Origin of the sequence: Mucilaginibacter sp. (assembly GCF_965277465.1) — a bacterium.
In the GTDB taxonomy this organism is placed as follows: domain Bacteria; phylum Bacteroidota; class Bacteroidia; order Sphingobacteriales; family Sphingobacteriaceae; genus Mucilaginibacter.
On record NZ_CBDICW010000001.1, the window covers coordinates 2,092,180 to 2,105,711 of the forward strand.

Here is a 13,532-nt window from a genome sequence, read left to right on the forward strand (position 1 = left end):
TTATTGATCTTAAATAATTAATAATCAACTTGTTATAAAAACGGCATAATCTTGGTTAAGGTAGGTTGAAGCCAAAGGTATAAAGCACGAATCCCCAATAGGCAATACCAAATGACTACACAGTATCAATAATTAAGATATGTTAAGAAACTATATAAAAACAGCGTGGCGTAATTTGTTAAAGAACAAGTTTTACTCCATCATTAACATTGCAGGTTTAACAGCCGGGTTGGCTATTGGCATCCTGATATTGCTTTGGGTACAGGACGAGCTGAGTTTTGATAGCTTCCACAAAAAGGCAGCAGATATTTACCGGGTCGAAATTTTTGGAGGAACAGGAGCAAGCCGCCAGATCTGGTCAGAAGAAGTAGCCCCCATCGGGCCGTTGGCCAAACAGCAGTTGCCTGCGGTTAAAGAGCAGGTACGCCTAACCTTTAATTATTTTTATTCGCAGTATAAGTATAACGATAAGGTTTTTGCCGGTCAGAATGTGTTTTTTGCCGATCCTTCGTTTTTTACGATGTTTGATTTCCCCGTGGTTGAGGGTAATGTTTCACATCCTTTTACGGATGATAATTCGGTAGTAATCACCAAAAAAACAGCTAAAAAATACTTTGGCGATGATAACCCGATAGGCAAGGTGATAGTTGCCGATAACAGGGCAAACTTTACCGTAAGTGGTGTTATAAATGATTTCCCGGCAAACTCCAACTTTAATATGGATATGATAATGCCAATGAGTTATCATATCAAAAAAATGCTTACCGATAATGTAGATCTGAACAGCGATTTCTCAAATTTTAGTTATGAAACATATTTCTTATTAAAACCGGGTACATCCTTAATTACCCTTAAAACACAGCTCTTCAATATCCACATCAGCCATAAAAAAGATGATACCGATGTTGAGTACTTGTTGCTCCCGCTTGCAAAACAGCACCTTTACAATGCAGATGGCAGTAATAAAGGCATAGAAACAGTAAGGATATTTATAGTGATTGCAGTGCTGATATTAGTAATTGCCTGTATTAACTATGTAAACTTGTCAACAGCACGTTCCATGCTGCGCTCAAAAGAGATCAGCATGCGTAAAATTGTGGGGGCGGCCAAAATACAGCTGTTTATGCAGTTTATTGTGGAAACTGCCCTGCTGTTTTTAATAGCAACCTTATTTGCTATGGGGCTTATTTACTTTTTGGTGCCGGTGTTTAACCAATTATCGGGCAAGCAATTGGTGCTCGATTTTGCTAATTACCACATGTGGTGGGTAATATTATTGGCTATTACCGGTACTTTGGCTGCATCAAGCATTTACCCGGCCATGTTGTTATCATCATTTGAGCCACTAAAGGCTTTAAAAGGCAAAATATCAGCAGGTATTGGCGATGTTGCTTTCCGTAAAATATTGGTTGTTATACAATTTACCTTTTCGGTAGTGCTGATTATCGGTACCATGGTTATTACCAGCCAGCTAAATTTCATCAGATCGAAACAGTTGGGGTATGATAAGAGCCATGTATTTGCATTCTGGATGCGCGATATGAGCAAGCAATATGATGCTGTAAAAGCCGAATTATTAAAACAGCCAGGTGTAGTGGCCGTAACACGATCGAACGCAAACATTGTTAGGATAGGCGGCCTGTCTGGCGATAATGAATGGGATGGCAAAGGCGCACACCAAACCTTTATTGTGCACCCAATGAATATTGATAAGGATTTTATGCCCTTCTTTAAAATGAAGTTGGTACAGGGTGCCGGCTTTACGGGTGCCGTATCAGACACTGCGCATTATATTTTAAATGAGGCAGCAATAAAAGAGATCGGCATAAAAAACCCGATAGGGAAGTGGTTCAGGATGTGGAAAATTAAGGGGACTATTATTGGTGTGGTAAAAGATTTTCATTTTGCATCGATGAAAGAAAAAATTGGTCCGGCAGTTTTTTATTATAACCCAGCCCGCATGGAATCAATGTATATAAAAACCGATGGCCGCAATGCTCCTAAAGCCATCAGTGCAGCACATGATCAATTTAAACAATACAATGGTCAGTATCCGTTTGATTATGCTTTTTTGGATGATGTATTTAACAAACTTTACATGGGCGAGCAAAGGGAAGGCACATTGTTCAATTACTTTGCAGGCATAGCCATCTTTATTTCATGCCTGGGTTTGTTAGGACTTGCCGCCTTTACCGCGCAGGTACGTACCCGCGAGATTGGGGTACGTAAAGTATTAGGCGCCAGTATTGGCCGTATTATAGGTTTACTTGCGCAGGATTTTATAAAGTTAGTGTTGATTGCCATTGTTATAGCTGTACCGTTAGCTTGGTATGCCATGAATAAATGGCTGCAGGCTTTTGCTTACCGTATTGATATTAGTGTTTGGATATTTGTTTTGGCTGGTTTAATGGCTATAGTGGTTGCCTTTGTTACCATTAGCTTTCAATCAGTTAAAGCAGCGCTGGCAAACCCGGTAAAAAGTTTACGAAGCGAATAAGTTTACAGTTAATGGCGGGCATCCGGTATTTTTAGTTTTGCCGTTTGCCCGCAAATAACTGACATAGCCCCGTCATAACTCGTCACAATAAAAAAATCTATGCTTCATTTGTAACAGATTGATTACTTTCGGCCCAGTTAAAAGTCGTGGTAAAGAAACCCGGTTTATCTGCCTGAATTTTATTCCTGGTTGTTTTGATTGATTAAATGAGGTTATTTTTAAAAACAAGTATATTTTTTGTTACCCAATTATTTGCAACGCAGCTTTTTGCGCAGCAAAATAATTCTGTTCCATTAAGAAGGATTCCCGTAAAAATTAACGGTATCACGCAGGATTCTGTTAAAAGGGATACTATTGTTAATAATCCCAATCAAAAGGATATTTCGGATGTAATAGCAAGCGTGCTTCATCACCGTACCGTAAGCACCAAAGTAGACTCAATTACCTCAAAACCTATTATTTCAATTGCCCCGGCTATTGGCTATACGCTGGTATCAAAATTAGCCATCGTACTATCGGGCAATGCAGCATTCAGAACCGGGCCCAACTCACGAATTTCGACCATTATTGCCAGTACATCCTATACGCAGAACAAACAGTTTACCCTGCCCATACAAACAAGCATCTGGAGTAAAGACAATCGTTACAACTTTGTTGGCGAATACCAGTTTTATAAATATCCTCAAAATACTTATGGCTTAGGCAGTAACTCCAATATCAAGGATCTTGATCCGATGGATTACTCTTATTTTAAATTTTATCAAACCGTTTTAAGGCATATTACAGGTAATTTATACGCTGGTATCGGTTATATTATTGATACCCACTGGAACGTATCAGACAATGGGGATGAAGATGGCACCCAGTCTGATTATTCACGTTATGGCAAACAAACGCACTCGGTAGCATCGGGCCTAACTTTTAATACTTTGTTTGATGCGCGCGATAACAACATCAACCCATCAAAAGGAAGTTATGCTGCCTTACAATACCGCGATAACTATTCGTTTTTAGGAAGTACCAACCCATCGCGCACGTTGATAGTGGATGTTCGTAAATACCTTAAGTTTCCGGAGGGCAGCGATAACGTACTGGCTTTGTGGAGCTACAACTGGTTTGTTTTAAGCGGGCGACCGGCTTATCTTGATTTGCCGAGTACGCAGTGGGATTCCAATTCGGCAACAGGGCGTGGCTACATCCAGGGGCGTTTCCGTGGCGCGCAAATGGTATATCTTGAAGGCGAATACAGGTTTCATCTTACCGAAAATGGCTTGTTAGGCGGTGTTGTTTTCCTTAACGGCGAATCATTTTCATCTGCACCAGGTTCGCCGCTTCAACGTATTCAGCCAGGTTATGGTCCGGGTTTGCGTATCAAGCTAAATAAAACTTCAAATACCAATATAACTGTTGATTATGGCTTTGGCAATCAAGGCTCAAACGGGCTGTTTATTGATGTTGGCGAAGCTTTTTAAGCATGTCGTTTATAAATGTAGCGTGGGCTTTGCGCATTTACCAATTGATCTTTTTCAAAAAAACTTCTATTAAAAAAGCAGAAACAGCGTTTTTTACCTGCTGCAATCTTTGCCATAACCGGTAAAAATTTTTGATTCTGTAAATACCTCATCAATATTGCCCATATTTTATCGAAACAGTAAAAATTAAGGCGTTATATTATCTAATATTACAATTAGTTTAAACTTTTGTTAAAAAATATATAAATTAGGCTATTGATAATTGCAAGTTATCAATAGCTATTAACTGATCTTATTTTTTACCATAATTGGAAACTATTACACGCAGAAACTTTTTAAGTAAAGGGGCTATGCTTGCAGGTGGGGCTTACCCTGCAATGATGGCTTTAGGCATGCTTCGTGCTGCCCCGGCCCATGCCTTTAATTTAAACGGTAGCGGCAATGGTAAGCAGGTAATTATTTTGGGCGGTGGTTTAGCCGGTATGACCTGTGCTTATGAGCTTGCCAAACTGGGCTACAAGTGTACCATACTCGAAGCCCGCGAGCGTGCAGGCGGCCGATGCTGGAGCGTGCGCAACGGCAGTACCAATACCGAAATTGATAAGCCAACCTTAACCGCAAAGTTTGACGAAGGGCAATATTTTAATGCCGGTCCGTCGCGCATCCCGCATCATCACGAATTAACCCTGCATTACTGTAAAGAATTAGGCGTGCCCCTGCAGGTTTACAATAACGTTAACGAAGGCGCTTATTATTATGCCGAAGGTAATGGCCCTTTATCAAACAAAAAGATAAAAGCCCGCGAAATACATAACGATGTGCGCGGTTATATGACCGAACTGCTTGCCAAAAGTATTGACCACTCGGCACTGGATACTACGCTTACCAAAGAAGATAACGAAAAGATAATTGAATACCTGATGGCCGAAGGTGGCCTTGACCCTGATAAGCTTTATAAGGCATCGGCGCGAAGGGGATATACCGAATCGCCGGGGGCGGGGGATAAGCCGGGTAAAATAGCCGATCCGCATAAACTGGCTGATATTATTAACTCGGGCCTGATGGACCCCGATTTTTATAATGTGGCCGAATATACTTACGAGTTGCAGATGACTATGTTCCAGGCTATTGGCGGCATGGATCAGATTGCTAAGGCACTGCAAAAAAAGGTTGAGCCCATGTTAAAGTTAGGTGCCGAAGTAACCAACATTACTAACCTGCCCGAAGGCGTAAAAATTACTTATAAAGATATACAGGGCGAGCATATACTTACCGGCGACCTTTGCATCTGTACGCTACCGCTGCCGGTGCTAAGCAATGTAAGCAATAATTTTTCGGGCGATGTAAGCCGGGCTATCGACTATATCAGCTATATGCAAACGGGTAAGATAGGTTTGCAGTTTAAACGCAGGTTTTGGGAAGAGGATGACCATATTTATGGAGGTATTACCCACACTAACAATGATTTAACGCAAATTTTTTATCCATCTTATGATTATTTAGGAAAAAAAGGTATATTGTTGGGGTATTACAATTTTAATGAAAAAGCACTGCGTACCGGCGAGTTAAGTTATGCCGACCGCGAAAAGCTGGCACTGCAAAAAGGCAGGCTGATACACCCGCAATACGATACTGAATTTGAAGGATCGTTTTCGGTAAGCTGGCACAAAACAAAATATAATTTAGGCGGATGGGGGCTATACACCAGCGAAACCCGCAAAAACCAGTACCCCATATTGCTTAAGCCCGATAAGAACATATACTTTGCGGGGGAGCATTTAACCTACTTAAATGCATGGATGGCCGGAGCGTTCGAATCGGCAAGGAGCGTGGTAACAGCTATACATGGCCGGGTAACAGACCAACGGATCAGTTACCCCGCTACAACTAAAGGATAAACTACTTAACACTAAAAAATTAACCGATATGGCAAATTCAATTAACCGCAGAAACTGGATAAAATCCAGCGCTATGATGGCCGGGGGACTGGCTTTTTTTACGGGTAACATCAGCAAGCTTGCTGCAATGCCCGTTTTAAAAACTTTAAAAGCTACTACCAAACGCATCACCGACGAAACCGTTATTATGGATGCACTCCCGGTGATGAAGGCACGACTGCTGGCTAATGAAAATCCATTCGGTCCATCGCCGGCGGCAAAAAAAGCAATGGCTGATGCTTTGGATACCAGTTTCCAGTATCCTTTTATGCTAACCTCGCAGCTTTCGGGTAAAATTGCTGCTTACGAGGGCATCCACCAAAGCAATATCATGATGAATGCCGGGTCGTCGCCCTTGTTACAGGCTGCTGCTATCCATTACAGCAAAGGCGGTAAAAGTATCATCACCGGTGATCCATCCTACGATGACCTGCCAACACATGCCACAATGAATGGTGCTGTGTGGGTAAAAGTACCGCTTACAAAAGATTATAAGCTGGACTTAGACGCTATGGAAGCCAAGGTTGATGACAATACTGGCCTGGTATATATCTGTAACCCTAATAACCCAACCGGTACCATATTAGATACCGAAAAATTAAAAGGTTTTTGTGAGCGCGTATCAAAAAAGACAATGGTTTTTGTTGATGAAGCTTATATTGATTATCTGCCCGATCCGCAGGCTTCAACTATGATAGGTTGTGTAAAAGCCGGGCAAAATATTATTGTGGCGCGTACCTTCTCTAAACTATATGGTTTTGCTGGCTTACGCTGCGGTTATATTGTAGCCCAGCCTGCAACTATAGGCATCTTCTCAAAATATACCGAAGGCTCGTTCAATATGTCGGCGGTTACGGTTGCTGCCGCTATTGCAGGTTACCGCGAAACCGACTTTTTACAGGAAGCACTTAAAAAGACCGTGGCATCGCGCGATTTTCTTTATGCTACGCTGAAAAAGGAAGGGTATGATTATATCCCGTCATCAGCAAACTTTGTAATGTTTCCGCTAAAAATGGACGGACAGCAGTTTGTGAGCGAGATGATGAAGCGCGGCGTAGGGATCCGTAACTGGAAATTTAACGGGCAGGACTGGTGCCGTGTAAGCATAGGCCGCATGGACGAAATGCAAGCCTTTGCCGATGCCTTTAAACAACTATCGTAAATAAAATAAATACAGCACAACCCGGTATGCGCAACATACCGGGTTGTTTTTTACCCAAATAAATTATACCATGCGCAACTTACTATTTACTATTTGCATACTTTTTATTGCCATTACCTCAAAGGCCCAGCAGGCAACGGTTAACCCGCGCCCGCTTACTTTGGATGAATATAATAAAGCCTTAACCTATACCATTGCCGATTTGGATAAGGATACCTACGTTAAGTTTGATAACGCCTACGTGCTTGACCGGTACGAGAGCCGTAAACCCTATTTTATTACAGGCGGCGATGGCTTAAAAAAACGCATCGATCTTTACAAACTGATAGCCAAGGCCGGGATGCAGGAAATTGGCCTGATGGTATTTTACACCAGCGAAACCGGTAAAAAATACCAGGCCTTAGTACCCGATTTTACGGCTGATGCTAAAGTATGGGCAAAGTATTTTCAGGATATTGATGATATAAATAAGGTTGAAAAGAACTTTGTGCTGAAATTATCTTACATCCTGTCGAAAGAAATGAGCTTTCAGCAATATAAAGTATTGAATAATGGTAAGGACATGAAGGAAGAAGCGGCCACTTATGGCAACGACATCTGTTTTCCAGGTGATGAAGAGGTGACTATGAGCAACGGCGCCAAAAAGCTTTTAAAAGATGTAAAAACCGGCGATGAAGTGATCACCATTAATCCTGCTACCAACAAAGCATCGGCAATTAAAGTAAAGGAGCTTACCGTACATGCTGCTAAAAACTATGCAATAACCGAATTGGTGCTGGTATCAGCAATTGAAAAAAATACAGCTAACGGCCTAAACATTGATTTAAGTACTAAAATATTAAAGGCCACACCAAACCACCCTATGCTTACCAAACAAGGCAGCTTTAAAATGGGCCAAATTGCAGTAGGCCAGCAGGTATTATGTTTAAATGATGCCAATGGCAAATACGAGGCCTACACCGTACTGAAAAAGACAGAGCATGGCCAAGGTGTACAAAACGTTTATAACATTGTAGCCGACAGCGGAAGCACCCTCTTGCTTAACGGTGTAATGGTGATGCAGAAATAAAAATAGTATTAAAGTATAAAATCAAAAAGAGTAACACAGAACAATATTTTTCAACCGACAATCTCCGTGTTTCTTCGTGCCTTTCTTAGTGTGCTCTGTGGTTGATTTTACCACGGAGCTCACTAAGACTAAGACGCAGAGATCTCAAAGACAATATTATTTGGCCAACTCTTACTGCAATCGACTTTTGATATAGCCTCTTTTTATCGGATGAATTTTTTAAACTGCTACTTCTTATTGTTTTTGGCTAACCACTCAGCATACTTTTGTTTCAGGAAGTTGTTGCCATCTTTCTGGTATTCGGGGCTTGAAACCGTGAAATGATCGCCAATGTAATAAGCAAACTGAAAGGTTGAGTTTAATTTCTTCATTTCGCCATCTAATAAAACCACTGCATAGTTGAGCAGGAAATTATCCTGGTTACCAACCGAGATCCGCAGCTTGCCATCTAAATCAGGTTTTATCTGTTCCCAGTTGGTCCTTAAATATAGCGAAATATCATAGTTTTTCCAGTGAACAAAAACGGCGGGGTCAATATCGCCGGTGGTTCTGCTGCAAATGTTTTGCGGTAAGCCATCACTTCCTTTGGCACTAAAAACAGCATTGAACGAATGCATTTGCTCACCGCGGTAAACGGCTGCCTCCATACCGTAAATGGTTTTCATGCTGATAACCGGAAAAAAGCCGGCAATTGTTGCAACGGCGTTTAAAGTGCTGTCTTTAGCATAAAACATATTTTTGGCAGTATACAGATCAATCTTTTGGAAACTCCTGAAATCAACCGGATCCGGCGAACTCGACCAGCAGCCATCAAATACTTTTGGATAATGTGTTTGCAGCCAGGCAACTGTCCAGCCGCCGCTGCTGTGGCCGGTCAATAATTTGGCGCCGTTACAGCGGTATTGTTTTTCCAGTTGGGGGATAAATTCTGTTGTTAAGGCATCACCCCAGGGGCCGTTATTATCGCTGTTGGCATAAACGCAATGGCCTAAAGGGCAGTTACCATCCAGATAAACAGTTATAGCAGGGATAGTATCAATAGGACTGCCCGGTTTATTTGAACCCGAGTAACGGTGATAATCGCCGCCATACCCCGAAACTTTGAACAACACCGGGAACTTTCTGTTGGGCTCGGTATAATACTCTTTTGGAAGTATCACCGCGGCATCAACAGTCACTGCTTTGTTGTTAAACTTGCTGAGCAGGGCCGATGGTACTTTTAATTCTTTTACAAAATCGGTTTCTTTAAACCCAGGCAGGGCGGGAATAACCTGGTCTGCCAATATGTGGTAAGTAGTTTTTGTATCCTTGGTAATATTAACTATAGCAGGCTCGCTGTACATATTGCCCGGGCTTTCGGCAATGGAACGGCCGCCCATATTTTTATCCCAAACAATTTGGGCGTAGTACTGGCCGCGTTCAATGTCTGATAGCGCAGTTGGGTAACTGGTGGCCTTATCATCTATTTTAATAATGGTTGAAGGTTTTACGTTTTTTACGTAGACAGAAAAGCATGGAAAGTTTTCAAAACCTACCATCCCCTTTTTTGGTATTTTATTATCTTTTGACAGGTAAAGTACAACGTATCCTGTAAAGTTTTCGTTAGAGGCAGCAGGGGCGTAGCTTACCTGGAACTGCTGGGCAAATCCAGTAAAAACAATTGATGAGACCAGTAAAATGCTGAGTATTATTTTTTTCATTGGGGCATTTGATTTGGATAAAGTTAGGAGAAAAAAATTAAATCATTATTCATAAAAAGCAGTGATATGGTAAAGGCTTCATTTGCTTGCGGCTGCAATTTTACCATTCGTATTGCTAATTAGAATTACAAAGGATAGGTAAAGGCATTTTTATATATTTGCATCAATATTGCTCCCGTAGTTCAACGGATAGAATTATGGTTTCCGGTACCATCGATATGAGTTCGAATCTCGTCGGGAGCACAAAGCGGGACATGGCCAATTTAAGGCAGGTTGTTCCGCTTTTTTATTTTTTACTTCTTCTATACGCTGCAGGAGTAAGCCCTGTTTTTGATTTAAAGATCCGGTTAAAAGCCGCTTCCGACTGATAACCCACATTTGCTGCAATTTGGGATATATTGAAGTTATCCATTATTAACAACTTCTCGGCCTGCCTGATGCGCCAGTTAGTGAGATAACTCAGCGGTGTTTCGTGTACTAATTTTTTAAAGTGATTAAAAAATACAGAGCGTGACATGCCAGCCGCCGATGCCAGCGATTCCAAAGTCCAGTTGGTTTGTGGTGCTTCCTGCATTAGCTTTAGCGCCTTGCTGATCCTTGGGTCGTTTAATGCGGAAAGAAAACCACTTTCGGGATCAGCCTGTTCTAAATAAGCCCTGATGATATTAACAAACATAATTTCCGACAAACACTTAAGCATTACGCTGCTTCCTGGTCTTTCGTTATTAAGCTCTTCCAGCATTAATTGTGTAACCTGCTTTAGTAATAGCTGGTTTTCTGTTACGTATTGCCTGATATGAATAATGGATGGCAAATCTTTTAAAAAAGGGTGTAGAGATTGGTAATCAAATTCAAAATGGCCCGCTATCAGCGTAGTTACAGCGCCGTCGCTATTAAAAACAGGGATGCCTTCCCTGCGGGCCTTAACAAATTCGGGTGAAGGTATGCGTAAACTTGTGGATCTATCTGCTATCCAATGTGCGCTGCCATGAGGCACAAATACCAAATCGCCTTCCGCCATTTCTATGATACGGCCATCGGGTGAGCCAACAGTACAGCTTCCGCTCACCAACCGCCAAAATTGCGAATTTTCGTCTTTAACAATATCCAATCCCCATGGGGCTGCAAGTGGGAATTTACTGTAAACCACACACTTAAGCCTAGTTGCCTCTAATACTGTACTTAATGCATCCATTTATAAATTTGATACGATTAAGCAAATATATGATACTTTTTAATGCTTTAAGTGTTAATTCGAAAGATAATTTTGTATTATTAAATATTAAAAATATGACAACTCAGGAATTAGCTAATCGTTATTATGATCTTTTTGAAAAAAGGCAAGTGGCCGAAATTTATCAGCAGCTTTATAGTGCCGACATTGTTTGTACCGAACCAGAGCATGCTTTGGCAATGGGTGTGCCTACCGTAACCAAGGGCATTGAAGCAGTTTTAGCAAAATCAAAAGCCAGGCAGGAAATTATAGCAGAAGTACATAGTTTTTTTAGCAGTGAACCGGTGGTTGGCGGCAGTTATTTTAGCGTAGCCATGGGCAGGGATATGACCTTAAAAAATGGACAACGATTGCAATTAGCAGAAATTGCAGTTTTTGGCGTAAAGGACGACAAGATCATATCCGAAACCTTTTTTTATTGATACCAGTTGACAATTTTACGGATAACAGGTTAAGAAATCAGCCAGCTTATTAAGTTCCTCTTAAAAAAGAGTACGAAAAGTATTGTCGGAAGCACTGCAAGGGATTCGCAAGTAGCGAATCCCTTGCAGTGCTTCCTATCTTATAAAACTAAATGAGCTTAGAAATGGATTGTATTAAAGCTTTTGCAAAAGCTATTACATTTTGTACTTTTAAGTAATATGCGCATTTTCATAAAGTTGATATTTACTGTATCATTTTTTATTCTAACTTTCATAAATGCAAAGGCCAGTCCCCAAGCACCAGACTATTTGATCACGGGTAAAGACACCATATCAATTTTCTTTTTACCACTAAATCATTTAGACTCATTAATGCAAAAGGAGTTTTGTAAAAATCTAAACATCGATGGTTCTGATTCACGGTTATCCTTTAATTTATGGAGGGGTTACCAGGCATACTGGCAGATTATTGATAAACAACTTTACCTTGTGGGCATTAAGGGCTATGCAAATAGCAATGAGATACTAAAAAGGACATTTCCAAATCATTATTACAATGGAAAGGTTTTGGCATATTGGTTTTCCTCATATCTTGCCTTAGCGAAAGACAAAATGTTAAAATGGGATGGGGTTTTCAGCAGGACATATTTTAAAGAAGAAATTTTTAATTTCAAAAATGGAAATCTGGTGGGAAAAAGAATTGTAAATAATTATATACCTGTTAAAAATGGAATTTCTCGTTTAGATAGTAATCGAAAACATATAACAGATACATTATTTAAATTAGTCAAAAAATTTAATTGGAAAAAACTATCTGACTGCGGTTGTGATGATAAATATTTAATTTCTATAAATGAAAAAGGTAAAGTCAGCAATGTTGAATTAATGCCTAACACAAATAATAAAGATACCGCTCAAATAGAGATTGATGATCATAAAAAGTGCATAGAAAAGTTCAAAAGAAAATTTAAAAAATTGCAATTTGATATTATAAGATGGCACGGTCAACCTTACGTAGAAAAATATTACTTAGAACTTTTTTACAATGTTGAAGGCAAACTAGAAAATTGGACGCGCTAAAAAAAGGATGAGTTATATTATTTCCCCCATTGACCAATTTCTTTAATCATACATAAATTGGTTCAAAAAGTGTATTGTCGCAAGCAAAAAGCGGGACTACGCCAACTGAAGGCAATTATCCCGCTTTTTTATTTTTTAACTAACCAAGTAAAAGGTTATTGACCTATCATCAATTACAACTGCTTGATCCTAATGTTTTTTAACCAAACCTTTTGTCCGTGATGCTGGAACATAATATGTCCGCTGGTTGATTTTGCGAAATTAGGGTTGGTTCTGTATTTACTTTTGGCTATCAGATCATTCAATTCTGTAGAGCCAATTTCATATTCAACCACCTTTTTACCGTTCAGCCATTGTTCTACATGGCCATGATTAACTAATAAACGTGCAGTATTAAACTCACCAACCGGCTTAAGCTGTTTATTAACCGGGGTGATCAGGTCATACAATGACCCTGCTGAACGCCGGGGCTCATGATCATTAAAATCAATATCATCCAATAGCTGGAACTCGAAATTATCCAGCCAGTTGGGGCTATTGCCGTTACCCGACTCGTGACTTGAATTTTCCTGCACGTTATAAAATATACCGCTGTTTCCCGCTTTTGAAACGGCCCACTCCAAAGTAAGGTCGAAATTGGTGTAGGTGCCCTTACTCACAAGGTCAACGTTTGGTACATCTGTTTGAGCTACCAGGGCACCATCTTCAATTTTCCAGGCATTTGGAAAAGTATCCATTTTATAGCCCCGTAATTGGTTTATTGATTTACCATCAAACAAATAATGCCATTTATGGTCGTTTTGGGCATATAAATTCACGCTGATGGTAATTAGCGTTATTAAAAGCAGATTTTTTTTCATTGCCGGAAGTTTAAGATTATAAAACGGTTTATTTTCAAATCTAAAGAAAAAAACAAAAGCATAAGGTTTGCAACTGAAAAGCGCTGTGCTTCTTTGCGC

The 13,532-nt window shown here is 40.3% G+C and carries 10 protein-coding genes and 1 tRNA gene; 8 read left to right on the plus strand and 3 right to left on the minus strand.

From position 1 onward, the window contains the following. Positions 1-139 precede the first annotated feature (139 nt). The 5 genes from ACQY4U_RS09510 (at position 140) to ACQY4U_RS09530 (ending at position 8,137) form a co-directional block, all read left to right on the plus strand. Positions 140-2,497: an ABC transporter permease gene (locus ACQY4U_RS09510; RefSeq protein WP_428329156.1), complete on the plus strand. Its 2,358-nt coding sequence runs from the start codon at positions 140-142 to the stop codon at positions 2,495-2,497. 206 nt (positions 2,498-2,703) lie between these two features. Beyond that, entirely contained in the window at positions 2,704-3,969 is a 1,266-nt protein-coding gene (locus ACQY4U_RS09515) for a BamA/TamA family outer membrane protein (RefSeq protein ID WP_428329157.1), read from the plus strand. A 308-nt stretch (positions 3,970-4,277) separates the two neighbouring features. Next, positions 4,278-5,867 (plus strand): flavin monoamine oxidase family protein, encoded by a 1,590-nt coding sequence (locus ACQY4U_RS09520; protein ID WP_428329158.1) that lies wholly within the window; start codon positions 4,278-4,280, stop codon positions 5,865-5,867. A 28-nt stretch (positions 5,868-5,895) separates the two neighbouring features. Next, positions 5,896-7,068 carry a pyridoxal phosphate-dependent aminotransferase gene (locus tag ACQY4U_RS09525; RefSeq protein WP_428329159.1) on the plus strand — a complete coding sequence of 391 codons (1,173 nt, stop codon included), beginning with the start codon at positions 5,896-5,898 and terminating at the stop codon, positions 7,066-7,068. Positions 7,069-7,138: 70 nt separating this feature from the next. Next, a complete protein-coding gene (locus tag ACQY4U_RS09530; RefSeq protein ID WP_428329160.1) occupies positions 7,139-8,137 on the plus strand; it encodes a Hint domain-containing protein in 999 nt (332 codons plus the stop codon). A 227-nt stretch (positions 8,138-8,364) separates the two neighbouring features. Here the strand turns inward: ACQY4U_RS09530 and ACQY4U_RS09535 are convergent, their stop codons facing one another. Further along, positions 8,365-9,837: an alpha/beta hydrolase-fold protein gene (locus ACQY4U_RS09535; RefSeq protein WP_428329161.1), complete on the minus strand. Its 1,473-nt coding sequence runs from the start codon at positions 9,835-9,837 to the stop codon at positions 8,365-8,367. Positions 9,838-10,008: 171 nt separating this feature from the next. Here ACQY4U_RS09535 and ACQY4U_RS09540 point away from each other — a divergent pair. After that, a tRNA-Arg gene (locus ACQY4U_RS09540) sits at positions 10,009-10,080 on the plus strand. Between the two features lie 43 nt (positions 10,081-10,123). On the opposite strand, the gene ACQY4U_RS09545 is transcribed toward ACQY4U_RS09540, so the two are convergent. Beyond that, the gene (locus ACQY4U_RS09545; protein ID WP_428329162.1) at positions 10,124-11,032 is read right to left on the minus strand and encodes an AraC family transcriptional regulator; all 909 of its coding nucleotides are present in this window, start codon (positions 11,030-11,032) and stop codon (positions 10,124-10,126) included. Positions 11,033-11,127: 95 nt separating this feature from the next. Between ACQY4U_RS09545 and ACQY4U_RS09550 the strand changes: the two genes are divergently transcribed. Both ACQY4U_RS09550 and ACQY4U_RS09555 read left to right on the plus strand, forming a co-directional pair. Continuing rightward, a complete protein-coding gene (locus tag ACQY4U_RS09550; RefSeq protein WP_428329163.1) occupies positions 11,128-11,493 on the plus strand; it encodes a SnoaL-like domain-containing protein in 366 nt (121 codons plus the stop codon). Positions 11,494-11,865: 372 nt separating this feature from the next. Further along, positions 11,866-12,573 (plus strand): hypothetical protein, encoded by a 708-nt coding sequence (locus ACQY4U_RS09555; protein WP_428329164.1) that lies wholly within the window; start codon positions 11,866-11,868, stop codon positions 12,571-12,573. Positions 12,574-12,746: 173 nt separating this feature from the next. On the opposite strand, the gene ACQY4U_RS09560 is transcribed toward ACQY4U_RS09555, so the two are convergent. Continuing rightward, positions 12,747-13,433 (minus strand): 3-keto-disaccharide hydrolase, encoded by a 687-nt coding sequence (locus ACQY4U_RS09560; protein WP_428329165.1) that lies wholly within the window; start codon positions 13,431-13,433, stop codon positions 12,747-12,749. Positions 13,434-13,532 lie beyond the last annotated feature (99 nt).

Excerpts from the sequence above, each read along its gene's own strand:
- ACQY4U_RS09510 (WP_428329156.1), top strand. The coding sequence starts at position 140 with ATGTTAAGAAACTATATAAAAACAGCGTGGCGTAATTTGTTAAAGAAC.
- ACQY4U_RS09515 (WP_428329157.1), top strand. The coding sequence starts at position 2,704 with ATGAGGTTATTTTTAAAAACAAGTATATTTTTTGTTACCCAATTATTT.
- ACQY4U_RS09525 (WP_428329159.1), top strand. The coding sequence starts at position 5,896 with ATGGCAAATTCAATTAACCGCAGAAACTGGATAAAATCCAGCGCTATG.
- ACQY4U_RS09530 (WP_428329160.1), top strand. The coding sequence starts at position 7,139 with ATGCGCAACTTACTATTTACTATTTGCATACTTTTTATTGCCATTACC.
- ACQY4U_RS09535 (WP_428329161.1), bottom strand. The coding sequence starts at position 9,837 with ATGAAAAAAATAATACTCAGCATTTTACTGGTCTCATCAATTGTTTTT.
- ACQY4U_RS09545 (WP_428329162.1), bottom strand. The coding sequence starts at position 11,032 with ATGGATGCATTAAGTACAGTATTAGAGGCAACTAGGCTTAAGTGTGTG.
- ACQY4U_RS09550 (WP_428329163.1), top strand. The coding sequence starts at position 11,128 with ATGACAACTCAGGAATTAGCTAATCGTTATTATGATCTTTTTGAAAAA.
- ACQY4U_RS09555 (WP_428329164.1), top strand. The coding sequence starts at position 11,866 with ATGCAAAAGGAGTTTTGTAAAAATCTAAACATCGATGGTTCTGATTCA.
- ACQY4U_RS09560 (WP_428329165.1), bottom strand. The coding sequence starts at position 13,433 with ATGAAAAAAAATCTGCTTTTAATAACGCTAATTACCATCAGCGTGAAT.